15 protein-coding genes, 7 tRNA genes and 1 riboswitch are annotated in these 22,167 nt (G+C 47.6%); of the genes, 3 read left to right on the plus strand and 19 right to left on the minus strand.

The genetic code is table 11. The features are described 5' to 3' along the window. The 6 genes from purK to WH46_RS06660 all read right to left on the minus strand — a co-directional run bounded on the left by purK (position 1) and on the right by WH46_RS06660 (position 6,665). The gene (purK, locus tag WH46_RS06635; protein WP_046226183.1) at positions 1–1,182 is read right to left on the minus strand and encodes a 5-(carboxyamino)imidazole ribonucleotide synthase; all 1,182 of its coding nucleotides are present in this window, start codon (positions 1,180–1,182) and stop codon (positions 1–3) included. Then, on the minus strand, positions 1,179–1,676 hold the full coding sequence (gene purE, locus WH46_RS06640) for a 5-(carboxyamino)imidazole ribonucleotide mutase (RefSeq protein WP_017814617.1): 498 nt from the start codon (positions 1,674–1,676) through the stop codon (positions 1,179–1,181). The genes purK and purE overlap by 4 nt, the downstream gene beginning before the upstream one ends. Before the next feature lie 303 nt (positions 1,677–1,979). Further along, positions 1,980–2,081: riboswitch (purine riboswitch) on the minus strand. A gap of 231 nt (positions 2,082–2,312) precedes the next feature. Then, positions 2,313–2,753 (minus strand): universal stress protein, encoded by a 441-nt coding sequence (locus tag WH46_RS06645; RefSeq protein WP_017814618.1) that lies wholly within the window; start codon positions 2,751–2,753, stop codon positions 2,313–2,315. A 345-nt stretch (positions 2,754–3,098) separates the two neighbouring features. Further along, positions 3,099–3,398: a DUF1294 domain-containing protein gene (locus WH46_RS06650; protein ID WP_017814619.1), complete on the minus strand. Its 300-nt coding sequence runs from the start codon at positions 3,396–3,398 to the stop codon at positions 3,099–3,101. A gap of 144 nt (positions 3,399–3,542) precedes the next feature. Continuing rightward, entirely contained in the window at positions 3,543–5,747 is a 2,205-nt protein-coding gene (locus WH46_RS06655) for an alpha-galactosidase (RefSeq protein WP_046226184.1), read from the minus strand. Between the two features lie 210 nt (positions 5,748–5,957). Further along, positions 5,958–6,665: an N-acetylmannosamine-6-phosphate 2-epimerase gene (locus tag WH46_RS06660; RefSeq protein ID WP_197088254.1), complete on the minus strand. Its 708-nt coding sequence runs from the start codon at positions 6,663–6,665 to the stop codon at positions 5,958–5,960. 318 nt (positions 6,666–6,983) lie between these two features. Here WH46_RS06660 and WH46_RS06665 point away from each other — a divergent pair, with 318 nt between their 5' ends. Continuing rightward, on the plus strand, positions 6,984–7,988 hold the full coding sequence (locus WH46_RS06665) for a Gfo/Idh/MocA family protein (protein ID WP_046226186.1): 1,005 nt from the start codon (positions 6,984–6,986) through the stop codon (positions 7,986–7,988). A gap of 1 nt (position 7,989) precedes the next feature. Here the strand turns inward: WH46_RS06665 and WH46_RS06670 are convergent, their stop codons facing one another. The 5 genes from WH46_RS06670 to WH46_RS06690 form a co-directional block, all read right to left on the minus strand. Next, positions 7,990–8,763 carry a MurR/RpiR family transcriptional regulator gene (locus WH46_RS06670; protein ID WP_197088255.1) on the minus strand — a complete coding sequence of 258 codons (774 nt, stop codon included), beginning with the start codon at positions 8,761–8,763 and terminating at the stop codon, positions 7,990–7,992. Positions 8,764–9,238: 475 nt separating this feature from the next. Then, the gene (locus WH46_RS06675; protein WP_046226188.1) at positions 9,239–10,651 is read right to left on the minus strand and encodes a sucrose-specific PTS transporter subunit IIBC; all 1,413 of its coding nucleotides are present in this window, start codon (positions 10,649–10,651) and stop codon (positions 9,239–9,241) included. 42 nt (positions 10,652–10,693) lie between these two features. Continuing rightward, positions 10,694–12,256 (minus strand): glycoside hydrolase family 32 protein, encoded by a 1,563-nt coding sequence (locus WH46_RS06680; RefSeq protein ID WP_046226189.1) that lies wholly within the window; start codon positions 12,254–12,256, stop codon positions 10,694–10,696. Between the two features lie 182 nt (positions 12,257–12,438). Continuing rightward, complete coding sequence (locus WH46_RS06685; RefSeq protein WP_017814626.1) at positions 12,439–13,425, minus strand: LacI family DNA-binding transcriptional regulator; 987 nt, start codon at positions 13,423–13,425, stop codon at positions 12,439–12,441. Between the two features lie 136 nt (positions 13,426–13,561). Next, positions 13,562–15,709 carry a DNA topoisomerase III gene (locus tag WH46_RS06690; protein ID WP_046226190.1) on the minus strand — a complete coding sequence of 716 codons (2,148 nt, stop codon included), beginning with the start codon at positions 15,707–15,709 and terminating at the stop codon, positions 13,562–13,564. A gap of 296 nt (positions 15,710–16,005) precedes the next feature. On the opposite strand from WH46_RS06690, the gene WH46_RS06695 reads away from it, so the two are divergent. Further along, a complete protein-coding gene (locus tag WH46_RS06695; protein WP_046226191.1) occupies positions 16,006–17,610 on the plus strand; it encodes an amidase family protein in 1,605 nt (534 codons plus the stop codon). Positions 17,611–18,243: 633 nt separating this feature from the next. Here the strand turns inward: WH46_RS06695 and WH46_RS06700 are convergent. After that, on the minus strand, positions 18,244–19,437 hold the full coding sequence (locus WH46_RS06700; protein WP_046226192.1) for a GNAT family N-acetyltransferase: 1,194 nt from the start codon (positions 19,435–19,437) through the stop codon (positions 18,244–18,246). Between the two features lie 640 nt (positions 19,438–20,077). Here WH46_RS06700 and WH46_RS06705 point away from each other — a divergent pair. Continuing rightward, positions 20,078–21,067, plus strand: coding sequence for a ketoacyl-ACP synthase III (locus WH46_RS06705; protein WP_046226193.1), 990 nt, complete (start codon positions 20,078–20,080; stop codon positions 21,065–21,067). Between the two features lie 110 nt (positions 21,068–21,177). On the opposite strand, the gene WH46_RS06710 is transcribed toward WH46_RS06705, so the two are convergent. The 7 genes from WH46_RS06710 to WH46_RS06740 form a co-directional block, all read right to left on the minus strand. Then, positions 21,178–21,248 (minus strand) — tRNA-Gly (locus tag WH46_RS06710). A gap of 133 nt (positions 21,249–21,381) precedes the next feature. After that, a tRNA-Gly gene (locus WH46_RS06715) sits at positions 21,382–21,456 on the minus strand. 10 nt (positions 21,457–21,466) lie between these two features. Next, positions 21,467–21,550 (minus strand) — tRNA-Leu (locus tag WH46_RS06720). 41 nt (positions 21,551–21,591) lie between these two features. Continuing rightward, a tRNA-Lys gene (locus WH46_RS06725) sits at positions 21,592–21,667 on the minus strand. A 5-nt stretch (positions 21,668–21,672) separates the two neighbouring features. Beyond that, a tRNA-Gln gene (locus WH46_RS06730) sits at positions 21,673–21,747 on the minus strand. 17 nt (positions 21,748–21,764) lie between these two features. After that, a tRNA-His gene (locus tag WH46_RS06735) sits at positions 21,765–21,837 on the minus strand. A 47-nt stretch (positions 21,838–21,884) separates the two neighbouring features. After that, a tRNA-Thr gene (locus tag WH46_RS06740) sits at positions 21,885–21,960 on the minus strand. Positions 21,961–22,167: the final 207 nt, after the last annotated feature.

Genomic DNA, 22,167 nt, shown 5'->3' on the forward strand with positions numbered 1-22,167 from the left:
TTATTTATTCCTCCATATGTTCGTTTGGTTAATCCATGCCAAAGCATCTTCTATATTATGACACAGCACATTGATATGTCCCATCTTGCGCTTGTGCTTGGCTTCTTCTTTCCCATATAAATGGTACTTCGGTACGACGTTCAGCTGCATGGCAGCCGCATCTGTCGACACCATCCGCTCCATCACATCCGGAATATGTTCTCCCAGTATATTGACCATCACTACGGGCGCCCGCAGCGCTGGGCTGCCAAGAGGTAGTCCGCAGATGGCTCGTACATGCTGCTCGAATTGCGAGGTATCACATGCTTCCATTGTATAATGTCCGGAGTTATGTGGCCGCGGAGCCAGCTCATTCACATACAGCTGTCCATCTGCCGTACAGAACAGCTCTACTGCCAGCAGACCTACCGCATTCATCGACTCGGCGATATCCGCTGCCATCTTCTCTGCTCTGCGCTGCACTTCTTCCGGTACACGGGCAGGTACGATAGATAAATGGAGAATATTATCGACGTGGATATTTTCCGCTACCGGAAAGGTAGTAATCTCGCCCAGGGTACTGCGGGCAGCAATGACAGACAGTTCACACTGGAAATGAATAAACTGTTCCAGAACCAGTTCCGTACCTGCTGCACTTAGTTCCTCATAGGCCTGTACCGCCTGCTCTTCCGAGCGGATCACGAACTGCCCTTTGCCATCGTAGCCACCGGTTGCCGTCTTCAGTACGCATGGTGTACCGCACTTCTGCACTGCCGCCAGTGTCTCTTCTGCGCTGGTCACTTCCGCATATGGTGCTACTGTTGCTCCTGCCGCTTCGATCGCCCGCTTTTCCCGCAGTCGATGCTGGGTCGTATATAGCAGCTTACTGCCCTGGGGTACGTAGGATTGCTCGGCCAATAGCGCTGCGACGCCAGCATCCACATTTTCAAATTCATACGTAATCACATCTGCCTGCTCGGCCAGCCTGCGAGCGGCTTCCACATCGTCATAGGCCGCTGTAATCTGCCGGCTTACCTGTCCGCAGGGAGAATCCGGCGCCGGGTCCAATGTAATGAACCGGTATCCGAGTGGAGCGCCCTGCAGTACCATCATCCGTCCTAATTGGCCGCCGCCGAGAATGCCTACCGTTGCGCCTGGAGGAATTATTTTGCCTGTCTGAGGACTGCCCTGATTCTGCATCATTGCTCCACTCCCAGAGTATCACTTGATTCCAGCACTTCCTGCTTGATCCGTTCACGACGCGCTTCCACACGCTGCATTACATCCGGGTCAAAGGCACCAAGCATCTGGGCAGCGAGCAGTCCTGCATTGGTTGCACCTGCTTTGCCGATAGCGACTGTCGCAACGGGAATACCACCTGGCATCTGTACGATCGACAGCAGCGAATCCAGTCCATTCAGTGCAGCCGATTTGACTGGTACGCCGATTACAGGCAGCAGTGTCTTGGCAGCAATCATTCCCGGCAGATGCGCAGCACCACCGGCTCCGGCAATGATCACTTTGATACCGCGAGACGCAGCCTGCTCCGCAAACTCAAACATCAAATCAGGTGTACGATGCGCCGAGACGACTTTTTTCTCATAAGCGATCTCCAGCTCCTCCAGCATCTGGCAGGCATGCTGCATTGTTTCCCAGTCTGACTTGCTGCCCATCACGACAGCGACCTGTACTGACATGTGATAACCCACTTTCTGTAATTAAGGATTGCCGCCGAATCAGCAGCGATATGGTAAAATCCTGCTATGTAGAGCATAACAGCATCATGTTCTCACAGTGTGAAGCGCTCTCTCCCGGAATGGTCATAAAAAAATCCGCAAACCCTGATCAGAAATAATATCGATCTTCAGGATTTCCGGACATACCGGGTGCAGCAGTGGACCTCTCCATCATTTCACCAAGTGATCTGACACAGCAGCAGCACCGTTCTCCGTAAGAGAGCAGTCCATATGCGTTATCGTTACAGGTGTAGATAATGAATGCCATGTGCTGTACACCCTCATAGTCCGGAAATTTACGGTTTCCGGGTAGAAACTTCCGGGCCGTATCCCCGGTTTTATACGAGTCATTCAATTATTGCATCGCTTTAAGCTACATTACACAGTGTACCAACCACCTACATACCATGTCAACTTAAAAGACGAACGTTCAATAGTTCACATAATCTATTGTTCGTATTTTTATTCATTTAATACGATTTTCCAGATAAACTGCTCTCTAAATAACCAAAGACGCACTTTCATTACCCTTCTTACAACAGAAGAGAAGAACAGTGCGTCTCGGGCATGATATTCAATCAGGATACTTTATGGTCTTTATTTTACGATCAATACCGGAATCTGGGCATGCTGAACCACGTTATGGCTGACACTTCCCAGTACGAATTCACGGATACTGCCCAGTCCGCGGCTGCCGATTACAATCACATCCGAATTATGGGATGCGGCAAAGTCCAGCACGCTCTGTGCAGCGTTACCCTGGATCATCTCGACATCGAACTTGTTCGGAATACCGGACTCTTCCAGACGACGCTTCGCTTCCTTGGCAGTCTGCATGGCCATTTCGTACAGTTCTTCATTCGATGTGGTCGGAACCGGTACGATTCCTTCTCCCATAAAGTAGCGCGGGAAATCAAATACGTGAATCGCATCAATATGCGCCTCCGGGTTGGCTTTGGCGAGCTCGACAGCACGGTTGAGCGCTTTGTTGGATGCTTTGGAACCATCATACGCAAGCAGAATATTTGAGAATAACATTGTATTCCCCTCCCTTTCTTTCTATGACTATATGCGCCCGCAGGCTGCATATGTGGTGCAATAGCTGGCAGCATGCGGTATGTATATCTTCAGCAGCCCTAACAGCAGTTCACGGCACATATTCATTATATCACTTATTACATATTATTCATGTACTGTTCACTATTGAACGCTGCCCTGCCAGGATGTCGGCCATTCGTCTGCAGTATTTATCCGAAAATACATACAGACACTTACAAGTATAAATTACCCGAATAGCTTCCTTAATGAAACCAAAGGCCCGGCTGCACAGCCAGACCTTTGATCATCGATTGGGTTATCGTGCAGCTGCACGTTTGTAGACAATCAGCTGAACCAGCGATAGAAAATATACCCGTACATCAGTATATTCAATACCAGCAGCAGCGGAATACCTACTACAAAAGAGCGGTGCTTGGTCTTGTGTCTGCGTGTATACATGGATACCCAGATGCCCAACGCCCCACCGATTGCAGCCAGGCCAAACAAGTTCTTCTCCGGAATACGATGCCGGGTGCGACGGCGTTCGGCACGGCTCTTGTCGATACTCATTGTAATATACGCTATACAATTAATGACCAGCAGCCATATCCATAGCAGCGACTCTGGTGTTATTGATCTCATCATGTTCTGTCTCCTCATCTGTCTGTCAGGCTATGCGGCCTCCTGTACTTCTGCATCGGATGCAGCAGGCAAGAGAGCTATTCACAGTATACCGTCCAGACCGCCTGACAACAAATCACGTCCGGCGAGAAGCAGCCATCAAGAACATTAGTCTACTGCTTTAAAAGTAAACAGGGTGCTCTGGAAATCTTCATATTTCTCGATCAGCGCGATCCCGTGGTACATCAGTTCATCGCCATAATAGACCGGTTCTTCTTCCACACCGTTCACACTCATGCGATAACGGATGTCTGGATTCAATCCTCTGAGTCTCAGACGACGCAGTGGTGGATTCGGTTCACTGAGTACCTGGAAGTAACCGCCAAATGCCTCCTGCTGATCTTCCGAGACGAACATCCATGCCGTATAGTTGCCTTCAAACGGACTGAGCAGACGATAAAATTCGCCAAACTGAATCAGCTCACGCAGCTGCTTGTACTGGGTCACCTGCTCGCGTACTTCCTGTTTCTCTTCCTCGGTCAGACTCGTCAGATCCAGCTCATAGCCAAAGTTACCGGACATCGCTACATGACCGCGCGTGGCAAATGAAGTGATCCGGCCCACCTGGTGATTCGGTACAGCCGACACATGGGAACCCATTGAACTCGCTGGATATACCATGCTGGTACCATACTGGATCTTCAGACGTTCTACGGCATCGGTGTCATCACTGGTCCATGTCTGCGGCATATAATAGAGCATCCCAGGGTCAAATCGACCACCGCCACCGGAGCAGCTCTCAAACAGTACATCCGGGAACGCCGAGGTAATCCGCTCCAGCACATTGTATAATCCCAGCATATAACGGTGAGCGGTCTCGCGCTGACGCTCCGCTGGCAGCAGTGCCGATCCGATCTCGGACATATTGCGGTTCATATCCCATTTCACATAGGTGATTGGTGCGGAAGCAAGCACACTGCTGACCGATTCCACGATATAATCGCATACATCCTGACGGGACAGATCGAGGATCAGCTGCTGACGACCCATGGAGCGGCTGCGATCCGGTACATGCAGACACCAGTCCGGATGCTTGCGATACAGATCGCTGTCCGGCGAGACCATCTCCGGCTCGAACCACAGTCCAAACTGCATACCCGTATCGACAATCTCCTGTGCCAGCTTGCCCAGTCCTTCCGGCAGCTTGCGGCGGTCTTCCACCCAGTCTCCAAGGGAGGAGCGATCATTATCACGATGACCGAACCAGCCATCATCCAGTACGAACAGCTCGATTCCGAGTTCCTGTCCGGCTGCGGCAATACTCTTGATTTTCGGTGCATCAAAATCAAAATATGTCGCTTCCCAGTTATTGATCAGAATCGGACGTACTTTATCACGATGCGTACCACGGCTCAGTCGTGTACGGTAGAGCTTGTGGTACGTACGCGACATGCCGCCCAGTCCGTCTGCAGAATGCACCAGCACCGCTTCCGGAGTCTGGAACATTTTACCGGCTTCCAGTTTCCATTCAAAGTCAAACGGAGACAATCCTACCTGCATCCGGGCAGTGTGGAACTGATCCACCTCGACCTGAGCGATAAAGTTACCGCTGTAAACCAGACTCATTCCGTACACCTGACCATGATCCTCGGTTGCGCCTTTTTCCAGCAGGGCAATAAACGGATTATGCTGGTGGCTGCTGGAGCCGCGCTTGCTCTCCACGCGCTGCAATCCCGGTGTGAGCGGACGATAGTGTACATGACGTTCACGCACCCAGGCGCCGGACAGATGCATCATCTCATACTGATCCTGATGGAAATCCACGCTGCTGCTCAGTGCACGGCGGATCGATACCGGCTCACTACCCTGATTATGCAAACGTACCGCACGGGTAATCGCATTCAGCTCACCGAATACAGAATATTGTACAATCGCTTCCAGACCAGTCAGCTCGTCGCGCAGCGTAATCTCCAGTGTATCTGCTTCACTATCCTGCTCTACATAGGTAGCTGGCAGCCCTTCAAGCGCAGGCTTGCCTGCTGTCACGCGATGGCTCACATAATGCAGATCGTTTACACTGGAGCCATTCGGCAGCATCACTTCAAAAGCAGGCTCTCTATAATCGCCACGTCCATAACCCGGATACTCCTGTGGCAGTGTATCAAAGGAAAAGGTACGATCCTCATCATGATAGTTCGGGCTAAAAGAAGCACGTTCGATTCTGCGCAGCAGACTGCCTACCGTGGAGTGCCGCAGTGCCGGCCCCCAGTATAAATGCGCCAGATGGCGTCCATGGATTAATTGGATCACATAACTTGTTGAAGACGTTTGCAAATGGAATGTTGCTTGCTTTTCATCGTAGAAAATGGACATGTGGGTTCCTCCTGATCAGCCTGCCAGAACCGGCTGGCCGTAGATTCGCTTTGATCCGCCGCCTATCATCGCGGATAACATCCTTATCTTATCCTTTCTCCGCGTGTAGGCACATGGCATGATGCAAGCAAATGATGGCACGATATGTACAACCCCGACTGCCTGGCGGACTGGAATCTATACTCTAAATACAAGCTGGCGGGTACAGACTCAGTCTTCTCTCGGAACACGCTGATTCATCTGCTCGATAAAACGCTCTGTAATCTGCTGCGGCCGCGTAATCGCTCCCCCGACGACTACACTGTACACGCCCAGTTCCAGACAGCGCGCTGCCATTTCCGGTGTCAGAATATTTCCTTCAGCTACGATCGGCGTTGTAATCTGCCGGATCATTTCTTTTAAAATGGCAAAGTCATGCTCGTACAGCTTCTGCCCCTGTGTCTGCTCCGTATACCCGACCAATGTCGCTGATACGAGATCGAATCCAAGTCGCTGCGCTCCCAGCCCTTCCTCTACAGTAGATACATCTGCCATAAGCAGCAGCTGAGGATAATGCTGCCGAATCTGCTGTACCAGTTCATCCAGACGCATGCCATCCGGCCTTGGACGATCGGTCGCGTCCAGCGCAACAATCTCGCAGCCTGTTGCAGCCAGCTCCGCCACCTCTTTGAGTGTAGGTGTGATGAATACCGGATGATCCCCGTAGTTGTGCTTCACGATTCCAATGACCGGCAGATCGACCTGCTGCCGGATTTCATTAATGTCCGCTGCTGTATTGGCACGAATACCTGCTGCTCCTCCCTGCTGCGCAGCGAGTGCCATTCTGCCCATAATAAATGAGCTGTACAGTGGTTCATGCTCCAGTGCCTGACAGGATACAATCAGCTTGCCTTGAAGTCCCAGTGAATCGAGTGTCATTCGAATCATCCTCCCCTTACATATATTGTATCTTCTATTATCTATGCCCAGTTTTTAAAATTCAATTTCAGGATAAGAACCGTCTATGGATCGTTTTATGAAATGATCCACCAATCTACCCGTCAATCATTTCGCAAAATGATTCACAGTGCTATGATGACCTACATTATTCATTTCCCTGCATCTCTTTCACAGCCTGCATGACTCGCTTGTACCTTTATCCGAATCGGGAATGTAGGCGAGCTATTAGAAAGTAACACCCCAAACCCCAAATCAATCGCCACAGATATCATTTAACCGACAGGAGTGTCCCTATTTATGAATATTGGAATTATTGGAACTGGCAGCATTGTCGAAGCTTTCCTCGATGCACTGCAGCATATTTCTTCTGCTTCATGTACTGCCATTCTCTCACGCAAACAGGCAACTGCCGAACCGCTGGCACAGCAATATGGTATCCCTCGCATACATACCGTATTCGATGAGTTGCTGCAAGATCCGGCAGTGGACTGGATCTATATCGCCTCACCAAACAGTCTTCATTTTGATTATGCGTTGCAGGCTCTGCAGCACGGCAAACATGTGATTTGTGAGAAACCTTTTACCTCTACGACTCGCGAGCTGCAGATTCTGATTCGGACAGCTCGTGAACAAAAGCTGTTTTTATTTGAAGCGATTACCAATATCCATCTGCCCAATTACCAGTGGATCAAGCAAAATATCGATAGATTAGGCACGATTCGTCTGATCCAGTGCAATTACAGCCAGTATTCGCGCAAATATGATGAACTGCTACGCGGCGGAATGCCCAATGTATTCAACCCGGTCTTTTCCGGTGGAGCCTTAATGGATATTAATATTTATAATCTCCATCTGGTCATGAATCTGTTCGGTGCACCGCATGAGGTCAGCTATACCGCCAACAAGCATTCCGGCGGAATCGACACCTCCGGTGTGCTGGTTCTGACTTACGACGGATTTATTGGAGAATGTGTCGGTGCCAAGGATACTTACGGTATGAATTTTGTGCTGATCCAGGGCGAAAATGGCTACTTTCATATCGAACATGGCGCCAATGGCTGCCGCCGAATTCTGATTCATACCAACGACCAGCAGACCGAATATAACGAACAGACTATCGATAATCCGCTCTACTATGAGCTGGCTGCCTTTGAAGAAATCTCGCGCAGCGGTGATTATGCGAGATGTGATGAATTGCTGGATCACAGTTATGCAGTTATGCAGACGCTGGAAGCTGCCCGCCGGGATGCAGGTATTGTATTTACAGCGGATCATGGGGATCACCGTTTGATCAGCTTTTAATTTATGAAGCAGGCCAGGTACTCACCAGCAGCACATCAAACAAATACTGCGTAGACATCGACGAGAACAACTTGGAAGCCGGTCCGGTATGTGCTGCATACGTCAGAAGCGTATAGTCACATAATCGTGCCAGTGGTGTGTCTGTACCACCGGTTAATGCCACTGTACGGCGGCCTTTTTCCTTCAACGCACGGGCAATTTCCAGCATCGCCGGATTACGACCCGTATGGGAAATAATAAAGGACAAGGTGGAAGCATCCAGATGCGGATTGGATAAATAGTGATGATTGGCACTGTTATGAGCAATCGCACTTCGACCCACCTCATTCCAGCGGGCACATGCCTGCTGGGCGGTGTAATAATTGCTTTCGCTACCATAGATATCGATCCGTCCCGCTTCCTGCACCCATGTACAGACAGGCTCAAGAACAGCCAGATCACATCTGCGCCGGGTCTCAATCAGCGCTTCATCATAGATCGCAGGAATCCATTCCATCTGATCGGTTAGCGAGCCGAATGGCTGCTTGGCTGCCGGCCTGCTGCTGGATAGTTGCCGAATCTCATCATCCAGTGCCAGCTTCAGCTGGAAATCGGGATATCCCCGCGCTCCCAGCTTTTTGCACAACCGGACTACCGTCGAAGCACTGGTAAAAGTCAGTCCGGCCATTTCCTGAGCCGTATGATGGAACACTACCTGCGGATCACGTAAAATATAATCTACAATATGCTGTTCCTGGACAGTGAGATTTTGCATGTATCTCATTTTCTTTATCAATATCATCCAACTCCTGCATGGCAAACTGCCTGTTCATTTGAATCACAGACTGCTCTGTTATTATCTCTTGTGTACCTGCCATATGTACAATAACAGACCTTCTGCTTGGACATTTAATCTTCTCGCTGTAGCGCTAGACAAGACACGACTTGCAAGATTCTTTTTTAGCTTTACTTTTATAAATGATTATCCTTTATTGTACATCCAACTTCCTGTATCACCAAAAGAAGATCGTTCTCTATGTACGGATTCAGAGTTTGAATAGAATACAGAGATCGTATAGATAATAAAAACAAAACAAAGTACAAAAAGCAGAAAGCACCTGTATAAGGGTACTGTCTGCTTTTTGTACTTTGCTTTTTGTACTTTGCTTTTTGGATTTATCTTTTAGCACATCTTTTTACACGTACTGTTGCCAACGGCTTTAGTCACTTTCATTCCCATACATCAACAACCAGTACAATTGCCGCACTTGCTATTTGTCCGCAATCTTCATATCACTTAGCATCTTGTCATTGAATCCGAATATCCATGTCAACGCAAAGCCGATTGCCATAGCGACCAAGTTGCACAAAATGTACATGGGCAGCTGTGAATTCAGATAGAGAAGTGTGCCCGGCAGTACCGTTATCGCCATACCAGTTCCTGCCAAATGCAACAGGGAGGCGAGAAACCCACCGGCAGCACCGCCAATCAGTCCCATAATAAAGGGCTTCATATAACGCAGATTCACCCCGAAGATCGCCGGCTCGGTAATTCCGAGAAAAGCGGAGAACGAAGAAGGCAGTGCCAGCGCTTTCAGCTTGGCATCCTTTGTTTTCAGACCGACTGCCAGACAGGCTGCTGCTTGAGCTGCCATTGCACAGGTAATGATGGCATTGAACGGGTTGACGCCTGTTTTCTCCAGCAGCTGGATTTCCAGCAGATTGAAGATGTGATGTACCCCGGTAACGACGATAATCTGGTGCAGGAATCCGATGATAATCCCGGCAATACCATACGGCATATTCAGTACAGCTGTTGTTCCGTGCAGTACAACCTCTTCCAGCGAGTGGAATACCGGTCCGATCGCAAACAGCCCCAGTGTGATCATCACGAGCAGCGTCAGAAACGGCGTAAGAATCAAGTCCAGCGATTCAGGAATACGCTTACGAAGATATCGTTCGAACTTGGCGCCGAGCAGTCCCACGAAGAATGCCGGCAGTACCGACCCTTGATAACCAACAACCGGGATAAAGCCAAACATCGTCAGCGGTTCCGCCGAACCATCTGCTACTGAATACGCATTGGGCAGCGCCGGGTTAACCAGCATCAGACCGAGAATAATACCCAGTACCGGACTTCCTCCGAATACACGGAAAGCCGACCAGGCTACCAATGCAGGCAGAAAAGCAAACGCCGTGTCCGTCAGTACCTTGGTATATAACAGAAAATTGGGTGAGAGCGCTTCCGGTGTAGTGCCGAACCAGGAGAGCACTTCCGGCTGGGTCAGCAATCCGCGCAGTCCCATGAATAATCCGGTAGCAACCAGCACCGGAATAATCGGTACAAACACATCGCCAAATGTACGGATCGCACGCTGGAAATGACCGCCCTGCTGCTTGGCCTGGCTTTTCACTTCTTCTTTGCTAGAGCCATCCAGGCCCAACTTTTCCATCTCTTCATAGATCTGATTGACCGTTCCAGTACCAAAAATGATCTGATACTGACCCGCATTGAAAAAGGCACCTTTGACCTTTTCAATATTTTCTACATGCTTTTGATCAATCTTTTCCTTGTCGTTGACCATAATCCGTAGTCTTGTTGCACAGTGGGCAAAGGAAGCAATATTCTCTTTGCCTCCAACTGCATCCAGCACCTCTTTGGCGATATCATGATTTTGTGCCATACCTGTTCATCCTCTCTCTTATCTCAATCCTGTGTCCTGATTTTAGCGAAGATAATCCCATTTTTCTGCCTGCAAATGTACTGCTCCATCTTCTGCAAAGAACACGATGCCCTGACTGTCCGGATCAGGGAAGATCCGGCTTGTGAATACGGCTTCACCTTCATTTACAAAAATCTCTATCGACGATACATCTACAAATATATGCAATCGACTGAGCGGCTGCTCCAGGATGCAGCTTCGGGTCGTCCCATAAGATTCGGCAAAAGGCTGACCGGCAGCCGAGCGATCCAGAGTCAACTTTTGAGCTTGTGCATCGTAGCTCAGTACCGTCTTTTCGTTTTTCCCGGTACGTAGCTCTACTCCAAATACATCTGCCTGTCTGGAATCAACAGTTGGTCGTTCAGTAGTCTCGCTTGTTACTTTTGCCAGACTGTCGTGCTCGCCTTTAATTACGTTATTATGTCCTTCTTCCGCTGCATAGGTGCAGATCAGCTCATATGCTTCACCTGCAAAACCCGGATACTGCTGTCGTCCGGTTAATCTGCCGCTAACCGAAGCTTTGCTAGCTCGTCTATGGGTCAGCCCGAGTACCGGTTTTTGGATGAGTTTACCCTGATGCAAATGCAGTTCTCTCGGCAGTGTCAGACAGTGTGCCCAGCCCTGCTGATCGGTCGGATATTCAATATCCGGCAATCCCATCCAGCCGATTATAATACGCTTTCCATTAGGTCCAGCCGTCGTTTGCGGAGCATAGAAGTCGAATCCACAGTCTAGCTCATGAAACTCTCCATGCTGCAGTTCCATTGTCTCCAGATTCATTTTGTCTCCAACCACATAACCCGATTGATAAATGTTCCGGTATTTCTCACCTTCGGGCTGCAATCCCTGTGGGCAAAATAGCAGGACACCCTGTCCATCCATTTCAAAATAATCCGGACACTCCCACATGTATCCAAATTCCGGCAGCGATGTATTCAATTCGCCAGCCCATTCCCACTGTGCAAGATCCGAAGAACGATACACAACAATACTGCCTGTTTCGTTTTCCCGCTGCGCACCAATCACACAGTAAAATTGCTCTCCGGATCGCCATACTTTGGGATCGCGGAAATGATCCGTATAACCTGCTGGTACTGCGCTGATCACTGGTTGATCCCACTTGGTAATCTGCCCGTCCCTGTTCATGACTGCCATACATTGATATGGATGCCTTATCCAGTTCGTATCCCTTGTGTTGCCGGTATACATCAGATACAGCTGGCCCTCATATTCCAGCCCACTGCCTGAATATGCGCCATGGGAATCCTGCGGATCACCTGGTGCAATACCGATACCGCAGTCCTGCCAATCGGACAAATCCGCCGACTTCAGATGGTACCAGTACTTCATTCCATGATCCGTCCCTAGGGGGAACCACTGATAGAAAAGATGATACTCGCCTTGATAATAAGCGAATCCATTGGGATCATTGAGAAGTCCGGTATGCGGCTGAATATGATATTTCTGCCGCCATGGGCTCTGCTCCACCTGCTGCTTCAGCAGTATTAATTCTTCTTCACCCGCCTCTTCAATCAGACGGTATTTTTGTTCTCTGCTCATTTTCATAATTATTCTCCGTCTTTTACGGAACCGGTTCCATTTTTGATTAAATAAAAGGAACCGGTTCCAAATTGAATTAAAATAAGAACTGATCCTTTTGGTTATAGAATCAGTTAGCATAAACCTACGTCGCACCACCTGCGGAGGAATCTTTGGAACCGATTCCAAAGTTATTATAAAGTCATTTTTTAGTATTTGTCAACGCTTTCTCTCTCTAATAATTGATGATCCATTATAGTAACCTTATTTACCTGCTGATTATTAACCAGATGAATAATATTACGGGCAGCTATTTTTCCAGCTTCTGTATAAGGATATCGTACTGTCGTTAACGCTGGATGGACAACTTCGGTTACATCATATCCACCGAATCCTGTAACAGACAGCTCTTCCGGAATACGTATTCCCTGCTGATAAGCAGCTTTCATGACACCCAGTGCAATATTGTCTGTAGCACAGACGATCACAGACGCGTCAAATGGATTTGCAAAAATCTCTGTCGCTGCTTCTCTAGCATCCGGAATGCGGAAGCTTGTCTCGTAATAATCCACCTGACAGCCGCCCGTTTCTTCCACGGCGCGCGCAAATCCTTCTTTACGTCTGATTCCAACTGCAATATCCTGCTCGGTAACCCCAAGGTATACCAGGCGGCGATGCCCTTTTGATAATACGTAGCGCCCCAGATCATATCCTGCTTCATAGTCATTGTGAATCAGGCTGTGAATCTGTTCATGCTGCTGTCCAACGAGTAGTACGGGTACCCCCGTCTCCTGGATTGCTACCAGATGATCTTCCGTAATTCGGGCAGCCAGCAAAATAATCCCCGCTATCTTCTGTCTGGCAAGCTCATAAATCGCTTCGATCTCACGGTTCATATCCTGACTTGTATTGGAGATAATCATCCGATAGCCAAACTGCCGCAGCTGATCATCGATTCCCATCAGTGTATGTGAAGTCGCAAATGAATCCAGCCGCGGCACAATTGTACCAATAATGCTGGCATTTTTGGCTTTGAGACTCTGGGCAAATGTATTCGGAATATACCCGGTTTCCCGGATAACCTGTTCCAGCTTCTGCCGGGTATTCACACCGACTGATCCGCCGTTCAGGTAACGGGATACCGTACTTTTGGCTACGCCCGCAATTTGAGCAATATCTGAAATGGTTTTACTCATCTTTGCCTCCACTCATTTGGGTCTGCTAATAATACATATTGCAAAATAAAACAGCCGGCGCCAGCAGCATCTCTGCTTGGCTGCCTGCTCCGGCTGTCTGTACTCTCATTAGTAATACATTATGGATAACGCTATATTATTCCTTCTTTTCCAGAGCTGCTTTTAGCAGATCGCCGAGACTGGAGCCAAACTCTTCTTTTTTCTCGAATTGTTTGACCAGCTTTTGCTGTTCACGCTTGTTGACCGGTTTGACTCCGTCTTTGTTCAGCTTTTCGGTAATCCCGCAGCCCAGGCACTGGATATACGTGCCTGCCTTGCCATCCTTGATCTCCATTTTCTTGTGACACTGCGGACAGCGCCGGTTGGACAGCTGTTTACTCGTCGTACGACGATAGCTGCAATCCTCACTGGGACAGACGAGGAATGTTCCACGTTTGCTTTTCTTTTCGAGCATTCGGGTACCGCAATCCGGACAATGGCTGTTCGATACATTATGCGGTTTGTAATGGGCATCATTCTGTTTGACACCGCTGACCAGCGATTCGGCCATCTGCCGAATTCCCTGCAGGAAAGGTCCAGGTTGTCCCTGACCACGTGCGATTTTCTCCAGTTCGCTTTCCCACTTGGCGGTCAGTTCAGGTGAACGCAGCTCCGGTGATACCAGTTCGATCAGCTGGGTTCCTTTTCCGGTAGGATGCAGATGATTGCCTTGACGTTCAATTGTATCCGACGAGACCAGCTTCTCGATAATGTCAGCGCGGGTTGCTGGTGTACCTAGTCCATGCTTTTCCATTTGCGAGAGCAGGGCTGCTTCCGTATAACGCTTCGGCGGCATCGTTCTGCCGTTTTGTACCTGCGTCCTACGTATCATCAAAGTATCTCCCTGCTGCAGCTCAGGTAATGTCTGGGTTGCTGTCTGTCTTTCCTGGGCTTTGACCGAATCGGAAGATTCTTCGTCCTCATCGTCTTCCCACTGATCTCCATAGACCATTTTCCAGCCGCTGTCCTTGACCGTCACACCTTTGGCATGGAACTGCTCCTCTGCTGCCTGAGCGATAACCTGAACCGTATCATAACGGGCTGCCGGGTAAAATAAACTGATAAACCGTCTCGCAATCAGATCATACAGCTTCCGCTCATCGGTAGTCAGAGTGTTCAGCAGCAGGGTCTGCTCTGTCGGGATAATCGCATGATGATCACTTACCTTGCTGTCATCCACAATCCGGCGGCTGATAATCAGCTTGCCGCGCAGCAGAGGACGCGCGATCGAGGCATAAGGTCCTACCGCTACACTGGCCAGGCGCTCCTGCAGGGTCTCTGTCATATCGGAAGAGAGATAGCGGGAATCTGTACGCGGATAGGTAACCAGCTTGTGCTGTTCATAGAGCTTTTGCAATACATTGGATGTATGCTTCGCCGAAAATCCATATCGGCGGTTGGCATCGCGCTGCAGCTCGGTCAGATCATAAGCGAGTGGATGCGGCTCCTGCTTCTCGCTTTTTTTGACCTGAATAATCTGTACTTTTTTGCCTTCCAGCTTGTGCTGCATCTGCTGAACGATATCTGCATCGAATAGACGTCCGTCTCCCTGCTTGCTGCGCCACTGCATCTGGAAATTTCCCAGATCCAGCTGCAATGTATGGTAATCTTGCGAGCGGAAATTACGAATATCCTGCTCGCGCTGCATAATCATCCCCAGTGTAGGTGTCTGCACCCGTCCGGCAGATAGCTGGGCATCGAATTTGCATGTCAGGGCACGGGTAATATTAAGCCCGATCATCCAGTCCGCTTCCGCGCGGCAGCGAGCTGCTTCATAGAGTCGATCGAATTCCTTACCTGGACGCAGCTTGGCAAAGCCTTCTTTGATCGCTTTGTCTGTCTGCGAAGAAATCCACAGTCGCTGAAAAGGTTTGTTCCATTTCGCCATCTGTATAATCCAGCGGGCCAACAGTTCGCCCTCACGTGCAGCATCTGTAGCTACGATCAGACTGTCCACATCCTGACGTTTCATTAGATGCTGAACCGTTTTATACTGCTGGGCACTTTCCCGCAGTACTTTTAGCTTCATGCTGCCAGGCGGCAGGATCGGTAGATCCTCCAGATTCCATTTCTGATACTTGTTATCATAATCTTCCGGTTCAGCCAATCCTACCAGATGCCCCAGAGCCCAGGTCACAATATATTGAGGTCCTTCAAGATACCCTTTTTGTTTTTGATTGCTGCCCAGTACACGGGCAATTTCTCTTGCTACCGAAGGCTTTTCAGCCAGTACAAGCTTTTTCATTGTGATGTTTCCTTTCCATACGCAAGCCTATTGTTTAGACCCATTCATTTAAGTTCGAGCTCATTATCTTCATTATCTTTTTTATTTTAACATACATTATCCTGATATATTTCGCACAGTAATGATTAGATATTCATTACTAACTAATGATAGCTGCCTGTCTTGTCTCTTTCTCTGCAACTTCTCTCCTAATTCTGGTTAAATCCATTGACATGTTATATTTACTAACAATAAAATACATAATTAAACAAGTAATGGTATAATTATTAACCAAAATGACGAAAAGAGGCGATTCAATGTCACATCATTCATCCCCTTTCTCTACATCTCAGTTAAAAAAACAGGCACGTATTTATCTCATTGCTGCCTTGTTGTTTACACTATCGGTTACTACATATGCTCCATCGATACATACTGCTTCCGCCCAATCTACTCCCGGTACAGTAGAGACATTTGACGTCTCTGAAGCGACTATAGCCGATATGCAGCAGGCTCTTACCACTGGCAAAGTCACTTCCGTCCAGCTGGCTCAGCAGTACCTGGATCGTATCGCCAAATATGATGATCAGGGTCCCACAATCAATGCCATTCTTACGATCAATCCTCAGGCACTGCAGATCGCTGCCAACCTTGACCGCGAGCGTCAGAATAAGGGATCGCGTGGTCCACTCCATGGTATTCCCATTATTGTAAAAGACAATTTTGATACAGCGGATATGCCGACTACAGCTGGTTGCGTCTGCCTGAAGAACTCCATCCCTGATGATGATGCCGAACAAATCGCCCGATTGAAGGCTGCCGGCGCTATCATTCTCGCCAAATCCAATCTGCATGAATTTGCTTTTGGGATTACTACTTCCAGCTCTCTCGGTGGACAGACACATAATCCATACATGACAGATCATTATCCTGGTGGTTCCAGTGGTGGGACGGGTGCGGCTATTGCAGCCAATTTTGCCGCAGCTGGTCTGGGTACCGATACAGGTGGCTCAATCCGGATTCCATCTGCATTTAACAGCCTTGTGGGTATACGTCCTACCGTAGGCCTTAGCAGTCGTGATGGTATTATTCCGCTGGCACTTACCCAGGATGTAGGCGGACCTATTGCGCGTACCGTTGCAGATGCAGCCGCTCTGCTGGATGCTACCGCCGGTTATGATCCGGATGATATTGCTACTGCCTATAGTATCGGTCATATTCCGAACAGCTATACAGATAGCTTTCAGACAGATGGACTAAAGGGAGCACGAATCGGAGTGGCCTATGAGCTGTTCGGCGCTTCTCCAGCAGAACAATCTGTCACTACAGCTGTCTATGGAGCAGTCGACGATATCAAGCGTCTCGGCGCGACAGCAGTCCCGGTACAGATTCCCCATCTGGAACAAATCATGAAATTCCCCAGTCTGAGCGGATATGAGTTCAAGTTCCAGCTGAATGACTATCTCGCCAGCCTCGGAGAAGATGCTCCCTACCATACGCTGACAGAGATTCTGGAATCCGGCCAGTTCGATCCTTCCCAGACGGATTCCATGCAAAAACGCAATGCACTGGAATCACTGGATACCGAGGAGTACAAAGATATTGTACTGAACCGAACCAAAGTGACCCGTGAAGCACTTCTCAAAGTAATGGCTGATAACCAGCTGGATGCGATCGTCTATCCAACCACAACCGAACCAGCGGCCAAAATTGGCGAAGATCAGGAATCCGGCAATAACAATCGTCTTAGCCCGTTTTCCGGGTTCCCGGCTATTACAGTTCCTGCTGGTTTCACTCCGGAAGGTCTGCCAGTAGGCATTGAATTCCTGGGTCGTCCTTTTGACGAGAGTACGCTGATCAAACTGGCTTACAGCTACGAGCAAGGTACCCATAACCGCAAAGCACCAACTCTCACTCCATAATAGGCAGCTGCCAACTTTTACTTCATTAGATAAGGCTTTATCCCATGCTGTATAAAGCAACCGAGGTCAGTCTGTACTTTTTAACATAATTAATATCCACCCGTAATTTATAATCGTCCAGCTTCAATCTATGATATGTAAAATCACCAAGCTTCAACCTATATTCGCTAAAACATGTACTGTCTAGTCCGTATTTAATAACTATTACACATTATCCTGTACTCGATAAAATAATTGCTGTTTAATCCCTATTTAACAATAATCCGACTCCAATCCGTACCCTACAGCAGTAATCAGGCTTTATCTTTTACTTCATAATGTCCAAGTACTAATCTGTTTTATACAAGGATCAAGCTCCTAATTTGTGCATCATAACGGCTATGCTTCAACCTACAACTGTATAACTGTACAGATTAATTGTCTTGCCCTACTCCAAATGTATTGAAATCTCCAGATCATTCGTGTATTTCATGGTTTTATAAAAAGAATCAACATAAAACAAAAACGATCTTCCTGACAGCAAATAGACTGTCCGAAGATCGTTTTTGTATATGTTTTTTGCCAATATCCAATTCCTATTTGATAAATCTTCCAAATAGATCGCATGCTTCAGAAGCAATCCTACCAGCAGTTTTAGAAGAAATCCATTAGATACGGAGTAGTTCTTGGTATACGGCTTTCCAGAATATCAACAGCTTCGGATTTACCGGTCAATCGCTCCCAACGATATAATTCCGACGGGCGATGGTATCCCATCAGCATCACTGTCAATGTCTGAATATCCGTCTGAATGCTGCTGTACTGCTGGATATCCTGCTGTACTCCTTCAGGAAGCTCACTACGCTGACTCACCTGAGCCTGACCGGATTCGTTAATCAATACTTCCCATATCCCCTCATTCCATCCAGCAACGGAATCATGCACAGTAATTGTAACAACCTGTACCGCTCCAGGAGTAAAGGGATACTGCTCCAGAAATTGCTGTACATTCACTATTCTCGCCATAAAATAAGGAGTAATCTGCTGCTGAATCCGGGGATCGCGAAGCAGATAGGGCAGTCCATCATCTACCGGAGCTTTGAGTATCACCTCGTTAATCATTGAATCATGATTGGCAATATAGGTCCACAATGCTTGCCGTGAGGATTCATCCAGATAGACGAGCTCATCAATCTCCATTTTCCGTGCTTTCACTTCATACAATACATAACCACGAGCTTCTCCGGAGGCATCGTAATAGACTGCCGTCTGGATCGATTCTGAATCCAGAACCGAATATGTCCACCATTCTTCAGTTCGTATCAATGTACCATTATATTGAGCAGCATAAGCATCATATATAGTATTTAGCAGCTCAATATTCTTTATACCACGTTTTACCTGGCCGTGTGATTGTACTTTGGCAGGTAGTAACGCTGTAGGGATCGTATAGGTCTTATAATCGATATAGAGCTCCCAACCGTATTTGCGATAAAAGGGGAAATAAAACGGATGCAGAAATGAAACCGACTGCCCCGATTCATTCATTAACTGCAAAGCATGTCGCAGTAGTTGATCAACAAATCCCTGCCGCCGCTTCTCCGGCCAGGTAGCTACACTGGCAATTCCACCCATAGCATACCGCTGCCCATGTATGTATGTCTCCATCGGTAGCAAAGTCAGCTGCGCACTTAACTCACCATCTTCAAAAACACCCCAGACCGTATCTGGTTTAAAACGAGGCTTGATATCTTCCAGTTCTTCTGCCGATTTGCGGTATTGAAAAGCATACATCGACAGCTCCATCCGCAGTTCAAATTCTTTTGCAGTCAATTGCCTGATTTCCATCGTGCTCATCACCTCATTCGAATAGTTATGATCTTCTGGAACTCGAGAATTTTTTGTGACTTAAGCCTGTCTAGAACGTGAGATTCTCTAAAATTGGAGATCTTTTTTAACTTTAAATTCTCAAAAGTCCAAGGGATTTGGAGATTATCTTTATTAAACGGTATTATTGTCCTTCAACAATAAGCTTCTCCAAAATAAAATGAATACTATACCAGCATACCCAGCATACTGTAATTATGGCATTTCATTTAACCCTATTGCAATCTATCTATACCACGCAATCCATTCTACATAACCATTTAATTATGCTATTATGAGCTTTTAACTACAAACTACACTTCTCATCTATACCTTTCCAAAAAATCTATTTTAAATACTGATATAATAAATTTAGGATTTACTTCTAGCCTACAATACGTTATATTAAATTAGTATCTGGTACTAATACCAGGTCATATTATATGTATAATGCAAACAAAGCTCTTCAAATGTGAAAGCTCTTTAGAATTCTGTACCTATCCCATCATCCATGCTGCATCTTTTTATTCCTCAGTGGATATCCTCATTTTGTTCCATGTTCTATCAGATATCATTTCGTACACATCCTAATCCATACACATACTTAGTTGAGGTGAACCATATGACTGTATCTACCGCAAGAATTACAGCACTCGGTACGTATGTACCCGAACACCGAATCACGAATACCGATCTGGAGAAAATGGTTGAGACTTCCGACGAATGGATCGTACAGCGTACCGGTATACGTGAGCGACGGGCAGCTGCAGCTGATCAGTTCAGCTCTGATCTTGGTATAGCTGCTGTTCAAAATATGCTGAGTAACCACCCTGTTCAACTGGATGATGTAGAACTCATTCTGGTCGCTACGACAACAGCCGATTACCAGTTTCCAAGTGTAGCTACCCAGATTCAATCCCATTTTAATATCTCACGTGCAGGGGCGCTGGACCTCAATGCGACATGTGCGGGTTTTGTATATGCTCTTCATATGGCCAATAGCTTTATTACTTCGGGTCTGCATCGCAAAGTATTAGTGGTTGCAGCAGAGACTATGACCAAAGTAGTCGACTACACGGATCGCAACACCTGTATATTATTTGGTGATGGAGCCGGAGCTGCTCTGGTAGAATATGATGCAGAAGCACCGAGCTTCATAGGCACAGTAACCGATAGCGATGGGAGCGGAGGCTGTCACGTGTATCGCAGTGGTCTGTCTGACCAGATTGCAGGTGCTACAATGAATGGACAAGGAAAGATCTATCAAAATGGACGTGAAGTCTATAAATGGGCAGTACGTACAGTACCTCAGGGAATCGAACGACTGCTGCAGCAAACCGGATATACCCTGGATCAGATTGATTGGTTCGCACCTCATAGTGCCAACCTGAAAATGATTGATTCAATTACTGACAAGTCAGGTCTATCTGCAGCCAAAGCTCTGACCAGTGCAGAATGGTATGGCAATACTTCATCCGCCTCTATTCCTCTCGCTATGCAGCAGGGAATCGAAGACAACAAGCTAAAATCAGGAGATACACTTATTATTTATGGCTTTGGAGCCGGTCTGACTCAAATGGGAATGTTAATCCAGTGGAATCCCAAATCTTAAAGACTCCCAAATCTTAAAGACTCTCAAATCCTAAAGGAATCTTAAATCTTAATAATCTCTGGGTAAACTAAAAAGGATGTCTGACTATGTCAGACATCCTTTTCTTATTAAGCGGGTGATGGGAATCGAACCCACGCTATCAGCTTGGAAGGCTGAAGTTCTACCATTGAACTACACCCGCGGATCAAGGAATCAAGATCTGATCAAGCAGCACCCAGCTACTGTATCAAACCCAAAACAGAAATGACATACTGTTAAATAAACTCAAAAGCTTACGCTATCGGTTCTAACATTCTGACATCCAAAAATATATATGGAGCGGACGACGGGAATCGAACCCGCGACCCTCGCCTTGGCAAGGCGATGCTCTACCGCTGAGCCACGTCCGCGTAATAAGGATGCGGTCGAGAGGACTCGAACCTCCACGGGGGTAAGCCCACACGGACCTGAACCGTGCGCGTCTGCCAATTCCGCCACGACCGCATATTACAAAGATAAAATATAGTCCATTTACAAAAGGTAAATGGTGAGCCATGAAGGACTCGAACCTTCGACACCCTGATTAAAAGTCAGGTGCTCTACCAACTGAGCTAATGGCTCTCAAATGGCTGGGGATATAGGATTTGAACCTATGCATGACGGAGTCAAAGTCCGTTGCCTTACCGCTTGGCTAATCCCCAATATAGATAAGATAAAGGGCGATCGACGGGAATTGAACCCGCGAATGTCGGATTCACAGTCCGATGCGTTAACCCCTTCGCCACGACCGCCATGTTAAATCCCCATTAAAAGTGAAAACAACTTTTAATTCGAAAAGTGGTGCCGGCGAGAGGATTTGAACCCCCGACCTACTGATTACAAGTCAGTTGCTCTACCAACTGAGCTACACCGGCATATTAATAAAAATTCCAAACACATTTGAATATTACAGCAATAAATATCAAAGTATAATATTCAACTTTAAAGCCATCTTTTTCGCCGTTTCCAGTTATTTGTTTAGCAACTAATACTGAAATGGCCGAAAAAAAATCCCCAGTGGGGAAACGCTTGGCAACGTCCTACTCTCCCAGGACCCTGCGGTCCAAGTACCATCGGCGCTG

This window comes from Paenibacillus dauci, from assembly GCF_000971985.1.
Lineage (GTDB): Bacteria > Bacillota > Bacilli > Paenibacillales > Paenibacillaceae > Saccharibacillus > Saccharibacillus dauci.